Origin of the sequence: Halomonas sp. 707B3, from assembly GCF_024158645.1 — a bacterium.
Taxonomy (GTDB): Bacteria; Pseudomonadota; Gammaproteobacteria; order Pseudomonadales; family Halomonadaceae; genus Vreelandella; species Vreelandella lionensis.
The window spans coordinates 1-18,933 of record NZ_JAMZBE010000071.1 but is presented as its reverse complement, the minus strand read 5'-3'; the positions used below and the strand labels follow the sequence as shown (position 1 = coordinate 18,933).

General features: G+C 51.2%; 12 protein-coding genes. 5 read left to right on the top strand and 7 right to left on the bottom strand.

The window, feature by feature from the left end; translation table 11 throughout:
• Both BIS10_RS10815 and BIS10_RS10810 read left to right on the top strand, forming a co-directional pair.
• A partial coding sequence (locus BIS10_RS10815) for a bifunctional diguanylate cyclase/phosphodiesterase (RefSeq protein ID WP_253505237.1) occupies positions 1–1,760 on the top strand: 1,760 nt, incomplete at its 5' end.
• A gap of 302 nt (positions 1,761–2,062) precedes the next feature.
• Positions 2,063–3,121: a sensor domain-containing diguanylate cyclase gene (locus tag BIS10_RS10810; protein WP_253505234.1), complete on the top strand. Its 1,059-nt coding sequence runs from the start codon at positions 2,063–2,065 to the stop codon at positions 3,119–3,121.
• Positions 3,122–3,203: 82 nt separating this feature from the next.
• Here the strand turns inward: BIS10_RS10810 and BIS10_RS10805 are convergent, their stop codons facing one another.
• From BIS10_RS10805 to BIS10_RS10790, 3 genes are all read right to left on the bottom strand, one after another.
• Entirely contained in the window at positions 3,204–4,019 is an 816-nt protein-coding gene (locus BIS10_RS10805) for an EAL domain-containing protein (protein ID WP_253505231.1), read from the bottom strand.
• A 597-nt stretch (positions 4,020–4,616) separates the two neighbouring features.
• Positions 4,617–8,021: an EAL domain-containing protein gene (locus BIS10_RS10800; protein WP_253505228.1), complete on the bottom strand. Its 3,405-nt coding sequence runs from the start codon at positions 8,019–8,021 to the stop codon at positions 4,617–4,619.
• A 147-nt stretch (positions 8,022–8,168) separates the two neighbouring features.
• Positions 8,169–10,481 carry a diguanylate cyclase domain-containing protein gene (locus BIS10_RS10790; RefSeq protein WP_301282024.1) on the bottom strand — a complete coding sequence of 771 codons (2,313 nt, stop codon included), beginning with the start codon at positions 10,479–10,481 and terminating at the stop codon, positions 8,169–8,171.
• 479 nt (positions 10,482–10,960) lie between these two features.
• Between BIS10_RS10790 and BIS10_RS10785 the strand changes: the two genes are divergently transcribed.
• Both BIS10_RS10785 and BIS10_RS10780 read left to right on the top strand, forming a co-directional pair.
• Positions 10,961–11,548, top strand: coding sequence for a DUF6436 domain-containing protein (locus BIS10_RS10785; protein ID WP_253505225.1), 588 nt, complete (start codon positions 10,961–10,963; stop codon positions 11,546–11,548).
• 47 nt (positions 11,549–11,595) lie between these two features.
• Complete coding sequence (locus BIS10_RS10780; RefSeq protein ID WP_253505222.1) at positions 11,596–12,897, top strand: methyl-accepting chemotaxis protein; 1,302 nt, start codon at positions 11,596–11,598, stop codon at positions 12,895–12,897.
• A 349-nt stretch (positions 12,898–13,246) separates the two neighbouring features.
• Here the strand turns inward: BIS10_RS10780 and BIS10_RS10775 are convergent, their stop codons facing one another.
• Positions 13,247–14,425, bottom strand: coding sequence for a globin domain-containing protein (locus tag BIS10_RS10775; RefSeq protein WP_253505219.1), 1,179 nt, complete (start codon positions 14,423–14,425; stop codon positions 13,247–13,249).
• A gap of 723 nt (positions 14,426–15,148) precedes the next feature.
• A complete protein-coding gene (locus tag BIS10_RS10770) occupies positions 15,149–15,595 on the bottom strand; it encodes an Rrf2 family transcriptional regulator (protein WP_253505216.1) in 447 nt (148 codons plus the stop codon).
• Between the two features lie 444 nt (positions 15,596–16,039).
• On the opposite strand from BIS10_RS10770, the gene nadS reads away from it, so the two are divergent.
• Positions 16,040–16,309, top strand: coding sequence for a NadS family protein (gene nadS / locus BIS10_RS10765; protein WP_253505213.1), 270 nt, complete (start codon positions 16,040–16,042; stop codon positions 16,307–16,309).
• A gap of 76 nt (positions 16,310–16,385) precedes the next feature.
• Here nadS and BIS10_RS10760 read toward each other — a convergent pair whose 3' ends face one another.
• Positions 16,386–18,092 (bottom strand): 3'-5' exonuclease, encoded by a 1,707-nt coding sequence (locus BIS10_RS10760; RefSeq protein WP_253505210.1) that lies wholly within the window; start codon positions 18,090–18,092, stop codon positions 16,386–16,388.
• 159 nt (positions 18,093–18,251) lie between these two features.
• On the bottom strand, positions 18,252–18,933 hold a 682-nt coding region (locus BIS10_RS10755; RefSeq protein ID WP_253505207.1), incomplete at its 5' end, for a GIY-YIG nuclease family protein.

Here is an 18,933-nt window from a genome sequence, read left to right as displayed (position 1 = left end):
ACGGGCTTGCGAAAGCCAACTTGCACGGGGCGAATGATCAAAAAGTGCTCGCTGGCGGTGATAGGGAAAGTGTCGGCGCCGGCTTCACGGATTCAGGTGATAGCCAAAATGCCATTATGATCACGGATCAAGACAACCGAATCGTTGATGTGAATCGCGCCTTTGAGATTATGACTGGGTATACCCTCAGCGATGTTGTAAACCGTCAGCCCAATTTTCTCTCCTCAGGCTGTCATACGCGAGCGTTTTATAAAGACATGTGGCAATCATTGTTAAACGATGGTAATTGGCGTGGTGAGCTTATTAACCGCCGCAAAGATGGAGAACTACTTTATGAGGCATTATCTCTTTCGTTGATCCATAACGCCCAGGGAGATGTCACCCATCACGTGGCTATTTTTTCGGACACGACGCGGCTTAAGAAGCATGCTGAAGAGCTGCACCTTGCGAGCCATTTTGACAGCCTGACTTCTTTACCTAACCGACATCAAATGCTTAACCAAGTACGTGAAGCTATCGCACACGTCCATGACGGAAACACACTAGCCATTGGTGTTTTAGACCTTGATGGTTTCGAAAAAATCAATAAACAGTTTGGCCATAAAACTGCCGATAATATCTTAATATCTGTTGCTAAACAATTACGAGACCGTGTGGGCACCCAAGGAATCGTGGCACGAATAGGCGGCGATGAATTTGCTTTGCTACTTCCCGATATGAACGCTAAGCCAGATCAATTAAATGCAATCATTAAAAGCTTTGTAGTTGAGCAGCCGGATAGGCTTGATTCACCTGCCATATCAGTAAATGTAAGCTTAGGAATTACATTATTTCCACTTGATAATGCTGATTCAGATACGCTATTGCGCCACGCAGATCAAGCTATGTATCAAGCCAAGCTTCAGGGAGGAAACACGTTTGCCTTCTTTGATCCTGGCCATGAAAAAAAGTTAAAAGCACAACAAACAATGAGGGATGATATTTCTCAAGCCCTTCAAAAAGGTCAATTTGAACTATATTTCCAACCACAAATTGACGCAGCCTCTCTTAAATTGCTGGGCGTAGAGGCACTTATTCGCTGGAACCATCCACAGCGTGGTTTAGTCATGCCAGATCAATTCTTGCCTATCATCAGTGGTACTAATACTGAGTTATCATTAGATGCCTGGGTTATGGAAACAGCCCTAGCACAGCTGTCAGTATGGCAACAAGAGGGCTTCAGCATTAGCGTTAGCATTAATCTAACTCCTCAGTCACTTGTGCATAAACAGTTCATTGACATGCTGCGGGACACGTTATCTAGGCACCCTGACGTACCACCAAATTTCATCTGCATTGAAGTTTTAGAGTCAGCGGCACTGGATGATTTATCCAGCGCGACCAAAATATTAAACTTATGCCGTGAGATGGGCTGCAAAGTCGCCCTTGACGACTTTGGTACAGGTTACTCATCATTAAGTTACCTTCGTAACTTGCCGATAGATTTAGTCAAAATCGACAAATCTTTTGTGATGGGAATGCTGAAGCGCTCAGAGGATCGGGCGATTGTCGAAAGCATTACCTATTTAGCCAAACGCTTTCACAAGCAGGTCGTCGCAGAGGGCGCTGAGAGCGACGCACACATTGAAACATTACAGCGAATGGGTTGTAACGTTGTCCAAGGCTATGGGGTGGCCAAGCCTATGCCTGCAAGCCAGCTCATCTCTTGGGCAACATGTGAGCAATCTGGGAAAAGAGGCAGTAAAAAGCAAACAACATAATTATACAAAAATCATACAAAAAAGCTATCGAGTAAAATAAAAAATAACTTTAGGATATACATTTTGTTATCCTGCTAATATATTTCTTTTGTCATCAACTATCTGGTGTCAGGGAATATATGTTTGCCCTGTAGGCATTCACCAAGCACATGATTTTCAAAATTTAAGAGTGGACACAAAAGGAATTGATATGTATAGCCACTGCCCAGATCACTTATGTAATGGCGATAAATCTACCTATTCGCTTTCAAAATTATGTCTTTCGAGAGTCTGTATCGCCCAATTGGATTCGGTGATCACTAATGAACCATAGATCGACTCTTAGTTCAGGCGACTTTGAGGAACGTCGGCTTCAGGCGCTTGCAGATTACCAGATTCTCGATACGCAGAAAGACGACGCATTTGATGAAATTGTCGAGGCGGTCTCATTGATTTGCGACACTCCCATTGCGGTCGTCAACTTTATCGACCGTGATCGGCAGTGGTTTAAATCTGAAAAAGGACTAGGTGTTCAAGAAACACCTCGCGATATTTCAATTTGTGCTCATGCTCTGCTGCAGCCAGGCGTTTTTGTTGTGCCGGATACTACGAAAGACACCCGTTTTGCTGATAATCCCTTGGTTACAGGAAAGCCTCACCTACGTTTTTATGCGGGTGCACTACTAAAAAGCCGAGATGGTTATCCGCTGGGAACGCTATGTGCACTTGATTATGAACCTCGCGAGCTGACAAAGCGCCAACGTTTTGCTCTCCAGGCATTAGCCAACCAGGTCATGGCCCATATGGAGTTGATGCGCAGTCATCGTATACAGGAAGCGTTAATTAGTGAATTGCAAACCATACGTCAGAAGCTAGAGACATTATCCTCCACCGACTCATTAACAGGCTTACTAAACCGCCGTGCTTTTGATGAACGTTTTCAACAAGAAATAGCTATGATCCAGCGTGGAGCCCCTTCTGGAGCATTAATGCTGATTGACCTAGATAACTTCAAAGTTATTAATGATACTTACGGTCATCAGGGAGGCGATGAAGTCATAGTATGCTTTATCGAGCTTTGCCGTCGGGTATTTCGTCAGTACGATGTGATTAGCCGGTGGGGCGGTGATGAATTTATGGTCATGCTGCCACGAACCAGCCCATCAGATGCTACCCATGTGGCAAGCCGCCTGCATCAGCAACTTGCTGATACGCCTATGATCATTAACAATGGAGCCTCACTTTATTGTACGGTCAGTATTGGTATTTGTGCGGTTACCAGCGCTTGTACGATGGATACATGTTTATCGATGACTGATGCTTTACTTTACCAAGTCAAAGAAGCGGGCCGTAACAGCACTGCGGTTCAAGCAGAAACATAAGGTAAGAGACTTGAAAGATTCTACTTTTAGCTTTCTGGAGGCCATTATAGCTATATAAGCTAAATGGCATTTTCAGCCACAATCAAAAAGAATCGAAGTCATGAATAGGTGCCATGTGAGTTGAAGAAGTCCGATGAACAGCATCAAAGGCATCCTGGAGATCTCTGACTACGTGCTCAAACGTTGGTCTCGCATAATAGAATCCTTGTTGCAGAGAAATGCCAGCATCCATCAGCCAACGAGCTTCTGTGACAGTTTCTACACCTTCAGCAATTAATGTCATGTTCAAACGGCGCCCCAGAGAGACTAGCGTGATCAACAACGTTTGGCGGCGTGGATCGTGATCACAATTCATGACCAGCTCGCGATCAATTTTGAGCTTGTTCGGTGACAAGGTGGTTAGTAAATCTAGGTTGGCATAGCCGCTACCGAAATCATCCAGAGCCACTGTAAAACCCATCTCTTTATAGGCATCGATAATATTTTTAATGTGCTGACGGTCACGTACCTTTTCCGTCTCAGTAATCTCAAAGATTAGCTGATCCACAGGCCAACCGACGCGCTCGGACACCTCTAAGGTCGACTTAATACACGCCTCAGGCTCATAGACAGCATTAGGAAGAAAGTTGATTGATAGTGGCTTATCCATTCCCAACCGACTAGCTAGCTCAATAGCTTTCACCCGACAGGCTTGGTCAAAACGATAAATCAATTCATCGGTGACTTGATTCAGAATAAAAAAAGCCGATTCGTCGTTGACACCCCTCACCAGAGCTTCGTAGGCATAAATTTCGCGCTGAGCGACATCAACGATCGGCTGAAAGGCCATTGAAAACTCAAACGGTATGCCGCCGCTACAATGTGGGCACTGCCCTTCAGTACCATCGCAGTTCACCATAATTTCTTTCCTTATGCTTAATAATATTTATTGCCTTATTCAGACAAAAAAAGCCTTCACCGACTCATAAAAACTATAAAATACAGTCACTTAAGACATTTTTAGCTGTTTTTTTCCGATTTTATTTTACTTGGTCTTCTTGCCAATCAAACCCTTAAGCTAAGCTCTTTTTCACTGCTCAACGTTCTTGAGTAAATGCCTTATTCGCGGAAATAAATACCAAGCACAGTACGATGGCTACATCGTGCTCTGACTCATGCAAATGGCGGAACTGTGGCAGACTCATGTTGATGCCTATAGAAGTATAACCGTGCTAGAGCATGGGACGACAGTGGCAATAACAACTGTTGGTCAAATCTAGCTCCAACATCGAAAATGAATTGCTCAGCACTGTTTGAAATTTCTTCTGCGAATCATGCTGCCGATATGATGCGTGCCGACGTACATTCGGGATGCCTTCACAAGAGATTCTCATCCAAAGGCACTTCGAGTCCTATCCAGAGGGAGTACAATTGATCGTATGGCATTCGTGCAAGAGACATATGCGAACATACGCTTTTCTCAACTCGCCGTAGGCACCAGCATTACGTGGTTATCTTACTCTTCCCTAGGAGCAGGCAGTTGCGCTGGAAGCGACATGATAGCTGCCCGTGTCATCGGCCTAGCGAAGTAGAACCCCTGCAGCAGGTCGCAGTTGCGATGGATCAGATCCTGCTGCTGGGCCCATTCTTCAATACCCTCAGCGACCACCACCAAATCAAGGTGGTGAGCCATGGTGATAATGCCCAGCACGATGGCAGCATTGCTGCGGTTGGTGCTGATATCGTGAATAAAGGCACGGTCCAGCTTGAGCTTATGGATAGGCAAATCGCGTAGGTAGCTGAGGCTAGAATAGCCGGTGCCGAAATCATCCAGAGCGACCCGGATGCCCATCGCTTTGAGCGCATTGATCAGCGCTATGGCAGGCTCAACGCCGTCGAGCAGCACACTTTCGGTGACTTCAAGCTCCAACCATTCGGGCGGTAAGCCAGTTTCATCCAGCGTCTCCTGGAGGTCTGTCAAAAAGCCATCACGCCGAAACTGCAGCGAAGAGATATTCACGGCGACTGGAACCACCCGCCCACCGTCAGCACGCATCGCCTCAGCGTCCTGACAGGCGCGTCGCAGAATCCAGCGCCCCAGGGGGATAATCTGACCAGTCTGCTCTGCCAATGGAATGAACACCCCCGGGGAAATCATCCCTCGCTCGGGGTGATGCCAGCGGATCAGCGCCTCAAGCCCACGGATGCGCCCGCTCACCGCTTCTACAATCGGCTGGTAGTAGAGTTCGAACTGCTCCTCTTCTAGTGCTGTATGCAAGTCGTGGCGCAAAAGCACGGCCTCTTCCGTGAGGCGATGCTGATCACCCTGGTACCAGTACCAGGTATTGCGGCCCTGCCGTTTAGCGTCAGCCATCGCTAAGTCGGCTCGCTGCATAAGCTGGTAGGCGTAATCCACTCCCTCACAGTTGCAGGCTAGCCCGATGCTGGCACTGATATGCAGTGGCTTTTCTTCAATGACGAAAGAGCTGGAAAACGCTCCCAGCAAGCGCTCGGCCATGTCGATGCAGGCTTGGCGATCATGGAACCCAGAGAACAGTAGGGAGAATTCATCACCGGTATTGCGTGACAGAAAAGCTTCAGCACCAACCACCTCTCGCAGCCGATCACCTATCGCTACCAGCAGCTGGTTACCAATGTGGTACCCCAAGCCATCGTTGACGGCCTTGAAACCGTCCAGGTCGATGTGCATCACTACCAGATGCCAATGGCACTTCTTGGCGTTCTCGAACGCATCCTGCAGGCACTCGTCAAAGGCGCTACGATTAGGTAAGCCAGTCAACAGGTCGTGGGTCATCTGATAGGCCAGCTGATCCTGCTGTTCCCGCTGTCGGGTGATGTCCTGCTGAATTCCGATGTAATGAGTGCACACTCCTTCGGCATCGAGCACAGGGCTTAGCGAGAGATGGTTCCAAAAAGGCGTGCCGTCCTTTCGATAGTTGAGCAGAATGACATCTAGGGACTGGCGTTCACGAACCGCCCAACGAATGGCTGTGAGCGAATCTGGGTCAGTGTCAGGCCCCTGCAAGAAGCGGCAGTTGCTGCCTAGGACGTCGTCCGGCCCGTAACCTGTGAGCGCATAAAAGGCGTCGTTAGCATAGACCAGCGGCATGTCTGGCTGAGTGGCATCGGCCATCACCACACCGTTAGGCGTTGCCTGGATGCCGCGCTCCAGCAGGGCGAGTTCGGCGATGGCCTGGGTATTCTCAATGGCCACAGCAGCACTGGCAGACAGAGCCTCAATAAAACCTACCCGGGTATCCTCGCGCGATGTGGACTGCTCATGCTTTAGCGGTAACCATGCGACCATGGCGCCAATAGGCTGGCCATGACGATTGAGTAGCGGCGTGGCGACGCGAAGGGTATCCTCGACCACCTCCATCTGGGTGCGACGGTTGCTCACCGATCCAGCAATCAGCCCTTCCTCCTTGACCCGCACTCTTACAGGGGGGCTTTCGTCATCTTGCGTGGGGTTGTCCCGCAAACAGGCACGTACCAGCTCGCCCTGCTGTGTTAGCTGATAGATAGCACCACCGCTAGCGCGGGTGGCGTCGAGCACGGTGGTCAATATTCTGTCGAGCACGGTATCGATATCGCGCTCACGGCTCAGCGCCACGCTAGTATCAAGGAAGTTGGCCAAGGTTCGCTGCAGCTGGGCAGTGGCATTAGCGAGCTGATCGATTTCAATGATGTTCGAGTGCACGGCCGGGCGTTCGGTGAAGTCAAACGCCTCGATGGCGCGGGTATGGCGGGCGATACGCTGAAGGGACACCACGGGATGGCGGGCAAGCCGTAGGGTAATCAGCACGGAGAGGACGAAGATCAACAGCGCTACCCACAGCTGCTTGGAGAGCAAGCGCCCAGCGTCAAGGAAAAGCTCTTCCTCGGGTATCGCCAACACGGCAATAAGCTCCAGAGAGCCGATCGGGGCCAATGGGATACGCACTTGATACCAGTTCTTATCACCCTGTTCAATGGCGGGACCTCCAGCCCTGTTGGGTTCGAGCGCAAAGGCGTCTTTGAGTGCCTGCGATTCCAACTCTTCTAGCGCCGCTAAGCGAAAACGCTCTTCCCCATCAGGCACCAGCAGCTGCATCGCTTCATGGTGGGCCACCACATTGCCCTTACTATCGACGATGGCAATCTGGCCGGATTCAGTGACACGCAGGCCATTGAGATGTTCAGTGAGCTGCTGGAACGCGATATCGAGGCCAATGACCGTATCACCATCGGCACTGCGTCGGGCCATGGTGACGCCCGGCACCTGGGTGGTAAAGAAAAGGTAGGGGTCGGTAAGAATGGTTTGCTGCGTGTCAGCAGCAGCGCGATACCAGATTCGCTCACGCGCGCTGAACACATAGTCTGGTAGATCGCGGGTCTCGATCAGCTCATCGTCGGTACCAAAGAAATGATAGCGCCCCCGGACGTCCTGGGGCGTCGGCTGTTCTATCGTCTGTACCATGATCTCGGTCCCAGGGGGTGCAGAAAAGCGCTCCATCATCTCGGCACTTAGCAGCGGGCGAAATAGGACAAAACTGCCGTTGGCATATCCAGCATAGACCGCCTGCGCCATGGAATTACCGGCCAGCACTTCTCGTGCCAAAGGCACCAGATCGAGCTGATCCTCATAAGAAAAAGCGGTCACAAAATCACTATAGGACAGCAGGCGAAGCTGGTTGTCAGCTGGTTCGAAGACGCGGCCGATATGCTCGTCTAGTAGAGAGGCAATCTGCGTAACACTGTTGTCGGTAGCCGCCGCCACCGACTGCTGTGTGTCCCGGTAGCTACTGTAACCTAAGGCAGCGACCACAACGCCCGCTATCAGAGTGACCACGATGGCCACGGCAGCGCGTAAAGAGATGCGGAAGGTTCCACGCGTCGCAGATCGATATCGGTTCGGCATGAGTCAGCTCAATATGGGCAATAAAAGCAGATAGCTCTCACTGAATGCTAGCACCATTTACAAACCACTAAGTATTTATTATTGGATGCAATTCAGTATTTATTATCAGAGGTAAGAATGGATAACTCCATCCACATGGAGACTGGTTCAGGTGCTTAGCTTTTCCGCGCTGGCAGTCACGATCTGGTAGCGATCACGGCCAGCTGACTTTGCTCGGTAGGCGGCCTGGTCGGCCAGCCGCATCAGCTGGTCGCCATCGCAGGGCGCTGCATGATCTAGCATCGCCACACCGAGACTGCCGGAGACGCTGACATCGATGGTGGTATTCAGGCTGATGGGGACACGCAAATCGTCCAGCACCCGCTGAAATACGCCCTCTCCCTCGGGGTTACGCAGTAGTAACACAAACTCATCTCCTCCCAGGCGCGCCACGCTGTCCTCAGTTCGCAGCAGAGCGCTAAGTCGACGGGCGACTTCAATCAGCACTTGGTCACCAGCCTCATGACCGTAGGTGTCATTGATAGGTTTGAAGTTGTCCAGGTCCAGCATGCAGACAGCCAGCGACTCACCACTGCGAATGGCATGAGCGATAGCCTGGGTTAGGCGGCTGCTCAGCAGGCGGCGATTAGGAATCCCGGTCAACAGATCGTAATAAGCGATGAACTCTAACTCTTGTTCATGTTGCTTAAGGGTCGTGATATCACGGATATAGCCGTGCCAGAGCGTACCTCCATCCTCCTGTCGCGAAGGAGTGGCACTGCCCTCCACCCAAATCAACCCCACGGATGGATGGTTCACCCGGTAATTGGCGCGCCAAGGCGTCAGCATTTCCGCAGACGCTTGAATACTACGCTTGATCTCTGCTCTGTCATCTGGGTGAATAACCTCGAAGACTGCTGTCGCATCTTGCTCGACATCGGCTGGATGACAGCCATAGAGGTTGAGCAAGCGCGGCGACGCAAAGGGGAAGTGTGAGGTTCCATCAGAGCGCAAGTGGTACTGGTAAAGCACACCGGGTACGTTGTCAGAAAACTCCTTAAACCGCTTAATCCACATTTGCTGAGCGTCGCCCAGGAGGTGTGAGTCAGAGACATCGATGTGAGTCCCTACTACCCATTCGGGGGCGCCCTTAGGCGTTCGGGTTTTAAGCTGCCCGCGGTCATAGATCCACACCCAATGACCATCGCGATGACGCATACGCAGTTCACAGGCATGGTAGGGCGTTTCTCCGCTCAGATGGCGCTCAAGTGCGTCGTTAACACGCGGTGCATCCTCCGGATGCATGAGAGATCGATACACCTCTCTGCTTAGGGGTTCAAGCTCTGCAAGAGAGTAGCCGAGTATCTCCGCCCAACGCTGGTTGCAGCGGTACTCGCCGGTTAGCACGTTCCACTCCCAAGTCCCCGCTCGGGTTCCCTCGATGATCCACTGAAGCCGCTTGGAAAGCTCCTGAGCATTGTCACGCAGCCGTCGCTGACGGCGATAGTCCAACCCAAGCAGGATGAGCAACACCATAACGCTGCTCGCCAGTAGGCCCATGGGAATGATGGTGGCACGGTAACGCTCCCAGACATCAGACCACGCAAAGGCCGGGGCCTCGTCGAAGGGTGGCATACGCAGGTTAACCATTAGCTCCTCGACGGGCGCGTAATCGGCAGGAATAGTGAAGCCGTGGATACCTGCGGCGCGAGCTGCCGGATGTTCAGAGGAAAGATCAAACAGTAATGCGGCGATACGCTTGCTAATATCGTGTGAAAGTGATCGACGGGCGACAAAGGCCCACTCTGGATAAAGAGAAGTGGTTACCGCAAACGAGAAGTCAGCCTGGGCCTTTGGGGAGACGACCTTTAGCTCATCGGGCATTAGCGTGCCGTCACGCAGTTTGGCTTCTAGTACACCCGTTCGTATAAAGCCAACATCGGCTACCCCCGCTCGAACCGCATCGATCACGGCATCGTGGCTACCACCGACTTCCAAGATATTCAGTTCATCGAGGCTGATACCCAGGTTCTGAAGTTCGCCAGCTTGAACGGCAAAGCCTCCCAAAAACTGCCGACCAACCACGGCAATAGAGGTGCCAGGGAGTTCTTCGAGACTATTTGGGCCATCCGCATTTCCACGTCTGATTACGACGCCCCCCAGCTCGGCGCTGGGCTGGCCATTCAATAGCGTCACTAAGGTTGCTAGAGCGCCGGTGAACTCGTTGCGGGTGCGAAGATCAATATAGTGGGCAGGATTGGTGAAGATCAGGTCCAACTCGCCAGCGGCAAGGGCAGCCTGCATCTCGGGCTGCGGCAGCACCCGCAGCGTGACGTCAAATCCGTCCAAGTGCTCGCTTAAGTAATTGGCGAGAGGCTGCCATGCCGCCTCCATGACGGCATTAGGACGGTAAGCGAATACTCCTAGTGTCAACTGCTGCGACTGTGCAGCTCCATAAGCATTGCGAAGAAGGCTATACATAAACAGCGCCACTATAAGTAAACCGAGCAACTGGTTAACAGAGCGATGTTTGAACCTAGGACGGTTTGCTGAATAGCCTTCCATGCTTTGCACCCCGGACCACAGTAGAAAAAATAAATGTATCAGCTTTTGCAGCTCTGTAGCATTTGTAACCTTGTTATCAGAACCACACAAAATCATGAGAAATAAAGGCGCAACCGAGCCTTTCGACAAAGGTCACTAGGCCGGATTCTTTGTGACTTTTGTGTACCACATTGTCCTCCCAATGACGATATGGCGCAGCTTTTCCACTTCAGCGGGGCGTTTTTCAATCTCCACTCGGTGTGAAATCTTGCCCAGCATGTTGGCCAACTGACCCTGTTAGTGCCGTTGGTGTTCAAGAGCATTGCCTCTATTACTGCGCACGCGGCATAGCGCTTCCCAGTAATTCTTTTTAGTTTTATATTTAGCATAATTTGAGATATGAAACGGAGACTTTAATGCGGCCTCAAACAGTAGGCAAGAGTTTAGTGGTGTGCTGGGGCGTATTGATCGCAATCGCTTTCTGGCTATTTGCCTATCAAGACCTCCGTATATTTGCCGATGATGAGGTGTTGGCCCGCTTTCCAGAAGAAGTGGCCCGCGCTGGGATCAGCATATCTCCCCTGCCGAAAAATGCCACAGGGCGGCTTGTGAACTTCTGGAATCCTGACTGTCGCTGCAGTCGCTTTAGCCAAGCGCACATTGAAGACATCATGCAGGCTTACGCAGGGCAAGGTATTGAGTTTGTCGTAGCAGTGCCCAAGAAAAGCTTAGTTAATCAAGCGTTAGTCACGTTTCCTGAGGCATCAAGTGCCGTGGTGGTTGAGCAGCTAGAGGGACTAAGCACGCCGTCAGCGGCTGTCTTTGACGCTCGAAGCACGCTGGTTTACTTCGGGCCATATAGCGATGGTGCATTTTGTGCCAGCGGTGACAGCACACCTGTTGAGCTTATTCTTAATGACGTAGTCGCGCCTGGCGAAGTAGCGCCGTGGCTGAATTTGTCTGCCTTTGGCTGCTACTGTGACTGGCCGGCACCACGCTCCTAATGACCGCACCGATAACAACGCTATCTTTCGATAGAAATGAGGAAGCAATGCAGCTGAACACGCTTGAGCAAGACATTTTTCGCGACCAGTGGGGCGATGCCAGCCGGTTGATGTTTAAGATACTCATCACCCAGGGCCTGCTCGCGTTTGCGCTTGCAGGCTGGTACGGCACATGGCTCGAAGCCGCCATCATCAGCTTGCCCACGGTACTGTTGGGCGGTTACTTGACCTATACCCAGGGAGCAGCGCTGCTCACGCGGTTGTATATGGGTGCTGCCTTTATGGTGATGACGGGGCTGCATATTCATCAGACTCATGGCCTCGTTGAAGCGCACTTTGGCCTTTTTGTACTGCTTGCCATCCTGCTCTACTACAGAGATTGGCGCGTTATCGTGGTGGCCGCAGCAATTGCAGTAGTGCACCACCTTGGGTTTCACGTGCTCCAGACCATGAATACAGGCGTTTACTTAATGCCTGAAGCCAGCCTCACTATGGTGCTCGTGCACGGCGGATACCTGGCCTTTGAAGCGGCTGTGCTTGTTGTGTTGGCCAACCTAATGGCTGGCGAGTATATTCGCTCGCAGGAGGCCTTAGCACAGAGCGACCAAATGGCGTTCGAATTAAAGCATCAGCGCGCGGCACTGCTTGGAGAAGTGGAGCACGCTATTGAGAGCATCGCGGGCCTATCCGGTCAGGTGTCGTCAGCCTCGGAAAAACTCTCTTCTTCGACGGCGCAACAAGCCGCAAGCGTTGAGCAAACCACCGCTTCTCTTGAGGAGCTAAGCACAACAGTGGCTCAAAATGCCGATAACGCACGTAAAACAGAGCGCGTTGCTAATCAGGCAGTGGATGGAGCCAACCAAGGCAGCACATCTGTCACGCAAACGTTACAGGCAATGCGAGATATCGCGGATAAAGTCAAAATCATTGACAACATCGCCTTTCAAACTAACCTACTGGCGCTTAACGCCTCTGTAGAAGCTGCCAGAGCCGGTGAGCATGGCCGCGGCTTTGCGGTGGTCGCAGCAGAGGTGCGTAAATTAGCCGAAGGCAGTCGGCTGGCTGCTCAAGAGATTAGCGATACATCGTCCCAATCTCTCAAAACGGCTGAACAGGCTGGCGAGCGTATTCAAGAGCTAGTTCCCGCGATTGAGCGCACGGCTCAGCTGGTGCGAAGTATTGCTGCCAGCAGCCAAGAGCAATCACAGGGTATTGAGCAAATCAATAAAGCAACTTACGAATTACACCAGGGCGCTCAAGACATCAACCTGCTGGCAGAGCAGCTTGCTGGCACATCGTCTGAAATGGAAGAAACAGCCGTTGCCCTACAAAGAGAAACCGCCGTGTAGGTGTCCATCCCGACCTCACCCATCAGCAGTGTCCACATCCGGACACACGATGGGCGAGGCCACAAGCTATTGAAAACAGTGATTTAGACAACTATAGCTGTAAAGGTGACACCTGTTCCGATCAAGTTATCTTCTGCACTCTACCTAAGGTAATGAAAGGAGCTTACTCGTATGTCGGAAAGCAGCAGCATTTGAATTGATGCTCGATGGCACTGTCGAACAGGAAATGACAGAAGGATTTGCTTTCGACGACACGCTATTACTCCCCACCCTTTTAGGGTCGCGTTGAGTGTGATCAAATCCTAAACAGGTATAAATCTCACCGCCTTGAGGCGGCACTTTGACACCGCTACGCCTGAGCAACACCCAGCGGGCGAGAAGGACCGAAATGTTCAAAATGTCGGCGATCTGCCTCTACACCTAATTCAGCTAAAGCGAGATCGAGTGACGTCATAAACCCCTGCGGTCCGACGAAATAACAGCGTGGACTCCGTTTTGGCAAATAGTGGGCCAGCATCTCTCGATCAATACGGCCAATATGATCAGCTGCATTTCCACGTTCATGAATTCGAATAGCTTTAAACCGTTGTGGGTATTTTGCTTTCAGGGCCTCTATTTCGTTTTTAAAAGCTTCATGATTTGCATCCAAAGCCGCATGCAGATAAGTGACTTCGCGTCCCAGTGCCAATGCATGGCTTGCCATCGGCAGCAGAGGTGTTTGACCGACGCCACCACTGGCAAACAGTAGAGTCTCATCACCTTCAACCAGGGTGAGATCCCCTGCCGGAGGTAACAACTCGACACTATCGCCTTGTTGCATGACATCATGGAAATGACGGCTGACGAGCCCCTGCTCTTCGCGCTTAATCGAAATTCTATAGCTGCGGTTATTTGGAAGATCAGAAAGGCTGTAATGTCGGTAAACGCTTTCCCCGTTGATGGTTAGGTGCAGACCGATGTACTGGCCGGGTTCATAGTCGGCAACAGGCTGACCATCTTCAGGTGCTAGTACAAAAGAACGGATAAGAGCACTTTCTTGTTTGACACTCGCAATCTTGAAGCGACGAGTCCCACTCCATCCACCTGGACGCTGCTCAAATTCAAGATAACGCTTGTGCTCAAGGTTAATCAAAAGAGCCGCCAATTCGTTATAAAGCGCCTTCCATGCATCGGCGACGGCGGGTGTGACAGCGTCACCTAACACCTCACCAATGGCTGCCATTAAACACTCGCCAACAATGGGGTACTGATCTGGCTGGATTCCCAACGAAACATGTTTACTTACAACAACGCCAAGTGTAGCGCGAGCTTTGGCTGGATCATGACGCAGCTGAACATACGCCAGCACTGCGCTGGCTAATGCACGGGGTTGTCCGCCACTTTGTTGGTGTACCTCGTTGAAAAGCGGCTTGACTTCCGGATAGCGGGAGAACATCAGCGGATAAAAACGCTGAGTGATGGAATCTAGATGTTGAGCGACAACGGGAGCGGTTGCCTCAATCATGTGTTCTTGCGCATAAGTTAGCACGGATAAAACCTCATTCTTAGGACGCCCATTAAGATGCATTTAAAATGCATCTTAATGCCCAGCCATGGAAAAACCAACCCTTCATCGCGATTGATCCTCTGCTCAAGCACCATGAGAGAGTTCCATCGCCGACGCCGTCAGCAGAGACCAGCCGGCCAACGCCAGCCTTGACCGCTAACAAAATCAGGCTCATAACGCCAACATCGTGGGTCATGATCAACCAAATAAGTGAAGCCGCTCAGTTAGCTCAAAAGCGTAGATGATGAAGTGCTAAGCATAGCTGGAACGCTCTGGTTCTAGGCTTTCGCCCACCAACGTGACCACCGTATGAAGGAGCTGATTCGAGTTGGCAAGGCCACCTGGGGGTGCCCTACTTAAGCTAAACCACATTTGATTGAGATGGTCTCGAGTACGGTCATCGCGTCGTGTTCTGTTTCGTGCAGTAGATGCTACGACATGCCGAGCTAATCTATAGGAACCCTAATGAATGAGCGCTGCTTGAGTGCCATGCCGTTGGCGAGCCAGTGATTCAACGCCCTGTAATAGCCTGGTGTTAGAGGTGGGATATGCCGAAATCGTCAGTTAAGACCGAATTGGAAGACCAGAAGCTCGCCTTTGCGGTACCGACGTACAAAAAAGACATAGAAGCACCCACTCATGGTGGCATGCACCGACGGTAGGAATAAGTGAGACGCATTAAAAACGCTACTACTGGAGGTAGCGTTAAGCGCTAATCGCAGGAATACGCATTAATTTTGCTAATTGGGGGTGCCGGTCGACGAGTAAATCCGCCAATGTGTAGCAATTAAGAACATCAAAAAAAGCGGACAACGCTTCGTTTAAAATCGGTTTCAGTCGGCAGGCAGGCGTGATGATACAGCCGTTTTCTTCCTGAAAGCACTCGACTAAGGCTGTGTCGTGCTCCATCTCGCGCACTAGCTCACCTAGCTTAATAGTGGCAGGGTCACGGGTTAGTATAATGCCGCCATGCTTGCCTCGAATAGCAGTCACATAGTGCTTTTGGCTAAGCTCCTGTACGACTTTCATCAAGTGATTGCGTGAAATGTTGAAGGTATCAGAGATTTCATGGATGGTAGAGCGTTCCTCACCTTTCGCGGCAAGATAAAGCAACACACGTATTGAGTAGTCTGTAAACCGGGTGAGACGCATGGCGCTTGCCCTGAATGTTGAGTTTAAATGGCAACCCATATTCAACGAGCGGTTGCTAAGATGCAACAGAGGCACGCGCTACAGCCATCAAGAAGGCACGTGCCGCTTACTCTGTCGTTGGTGAGCCAGATCGAATTTCAGCCGCAGGCTCAGCCTTCAGTATCATTGCCAAATACAACAGCTTACACACACTACAATGCTCATTTGTTGCCTAGCCTCTATAGAGGTGAGTCAATTCAGAGCATTGGAGGGCTTCGTCAAATACACATGGCGCTGGGCAACCAAGGTAAGAACGGGCGGTGCCAAGGTTATCTACTTTTTGGCAACAGCAGAGAGAATCTACCTAATACTGGCCTACCCCAAGAGCGTGAAGGACAGCTTAACGCCCGCTGAAAAGGCCGCACTGAAAACACTGACCTACCAATTGAAGAGGGAGGTTTCCAAATGAGCATTTTTGACGAGCTGCAATCATCACTTCAGGAAGCCGTTGAGATTAAACAAGGCAAAGCGCAGGCCAGCCGCACCACGCGCCATGAGGTGGCTGATGTGAAAGCTATCCGCACCAAGCTAAACGTCTCCCAGGTAGAATTTGCCGAAGCGATGGGAACCAGTGTGGACACCATCAAAAGCTGGGAAACCAAGCGCCGCAACCCTACGGGGCTTGCCGCTAAGGTACTGGCGACGATCCAGGACAACCCAGCATTTTTTAAGTAGCTCGCTTCACACTAAAGCAATATCAGCAAGAACTCGCTTGCAGCCCTCTATTCCTTGAGGCATGAGAAAAATATCATCATGAAATACTATCAAATAGCTCTTCCGGCACATCGTCAAAAAAGCGACAGAACGGCAAGGAGCCAACCAGTGTGACGCTCTGTTTGGCTCGCGTCATGGCGACGTAGAGAACGCGACGTAACAGACTTGCTTCCAGCTCTTTATCTTCTTGAGCAACGCTGTCGAGAATGCGACCAGGATATTGGGCGTCATGCAGCCCCATGACAACCACATGGTCGAATTCCAAGCCCTTTAGCTGATGAAAGGTGGTCACGGCTACACCGCCTGTAAAGCCGCCAAGTCCGGCACCCTTCACCTTATTAACCTTGAGACCGCGCTTTTCCAGTTCCTTCTGTGCAGGATAAAGCTGACGAGAGAACGGCAACACTACTGCCACAGACGTCGTACGTAGCCGCTTAAACTCACTGGCAACAAAATCATAGCCTTTTTCATAGGCTTGCTTCGCATCAGGTGCCAATAACAATTTGACCTTATCGCCTTCCTTGGTAGGGCGAACCGGCGTCGTGTAATCACTACTCTCGGTCACGTCATTGTTCGCCAATAAGTGCTCGGCGACATCCATGATTTGTTGTGTGGTGCGGTGACTAGCGGACAAGCGCCGGGAACGGCCTCCTTGTACCTGAATACCGACAGAGGACCAAGTAAAGCTACGGCGATAGATCTTCTGCGCCATGTCACCGGCCATACTGAGTGATACACGCGGAATCTTGGCGACCACCAGCAGCCAGCTTTTGTCGAAATCCTGCACCTCATCAATCACGACGTGATCGTAGCGGTAGTCATCAGGAAGATCTCCGCCCAGCTCCATCAATACGCGCAACAGCACTCCAGCTGGATTGTCGTAGTCCTCCTGACGAGTTTCTTCGAGCCACTCCAAATACAATTCAAAAACAAACCAGATAAAACGGCGGTCTTCCTGCGTTACACGTACTGCGGTGCCTCGTCCAGTACGTTCGACGGCAAGATAATCGTCGAGCCGTGTGACATGCTGACCAAAAAGCCAAGCGATTTCTTCAGCCCACCATCCCAGTAGCTGCGGCGCCTCCTTAAGCTCAAAGAAACGATGGCTGCCAATCTCTTCTTCCGCCTCCTTAATTAGCCTCTTGAGCTGTTCTCCACGCGCCTTGCTATCAACCCAGCCGACGAATTCTAAGCCCATATCCTTAGCGGTGCTGCGCGACCAATCGTGAAAGGTTCTGACGTCCACGCTCCCCTTCATCCCTGCCTGACTGAACGCCTTCTTCACATAGGCACACAGCGCTGAGTTGTAGGTCAAAAACAGCAAGGAGCCTTTATTCATGGCCGATAACAGCCTGCCTGCTCGAGCGGCTAACACAGTGGTTTTGCCGCTACCCGCCTGACCTCTAACTAATAAATGTTGGGAGGGATCGAGGTCGATTACCGCTTGTTGCTCATCGGTAAAAGTGATGGTCGGCTGGGCAGGCGTAGTTGGCATAGGTTCGACGCTAGTCTTTGCACTGCCGCCCTTCTGGGAGGAGGCGGCACCCAGAAGGCTCCAACGATATGCCGTATCGACTTCTGCCTTACCTTCCGTTCGCAGGCGATACAGAAGCGAATTGATATCGCTCCGATCCACATGCTGACCGAACTCATCTTTTAAAATAGTAGCTAACTGGCGTGCCTTTACCGGGGCATGCAGCTGCAACAGCTTCGTCACCTGAACTTCAAATACGTCCTGATTCATTACCTATCCTTGCACTTTGCCCTATCCCTGCGTATTTAATGTTTGCCAGAGTCGATTTGTCAGGCAAGAGGGCCAATTGGGTGGCTGACACTCTGTCAGTTGTCGCTTACAAAGGCTATCTATCAACCACAGCCTCAATGTCCTTTTTATTTTGCTAGCTTAACTAATCAACTGTGCAGTTTCTGGTTCATAAACCACACCCATAATTGATCCATCCCGAATCCTCTGTACCGCCTCATCAATCACATGCAATGGCACCAAAAACCACTCGCGTGGTTTGACCGGGTGGCCAAAGCGATCTTGAATAGTCAGCTCAAGCTGTGCGGGGGCGAAGATGCGATGGAAGAGCGCTTCCAGTTTGCGGCGGTTGATACCGGCCAGCTTGTAGGTGGCGACCACCTCAACATCCGCTAATAAGTAGGTGGCATCATGAGCGGCATTGGCGATGCGCGCATCGACCTTGCCACCGGTTACGCCAATTTTGTGGATCAGCTCCTGGTGCTCAGCCACAAACGGGTGCTCTGAGAGGCTGCGCAGCACGTAGATGGTGCCGCTTTCTATGTCGTCGTCTTCCCAGGTTTCGCTGAAGCGGTTTTCAGTAGGCTGTTGTTCAGCAAACAGAGGTCCAGCATCGGGTTCGGTAATACGGCGGCTGGCCTCGTCTTTGTAGAGCGCTCTTACCAACGATAAGCGCAGTAGATTGCTTTCCGTGCAGTTGGAGAAAATCACTCGCAGGCGGGCATCTTTCTTGCCTTGGGGTGAATCAAACTCTTCCCCCTCCTCGGCCACATAAGCCGTTTGCCCATCTACGATGAACCACTGCCCCACCTCGATAGTGGCG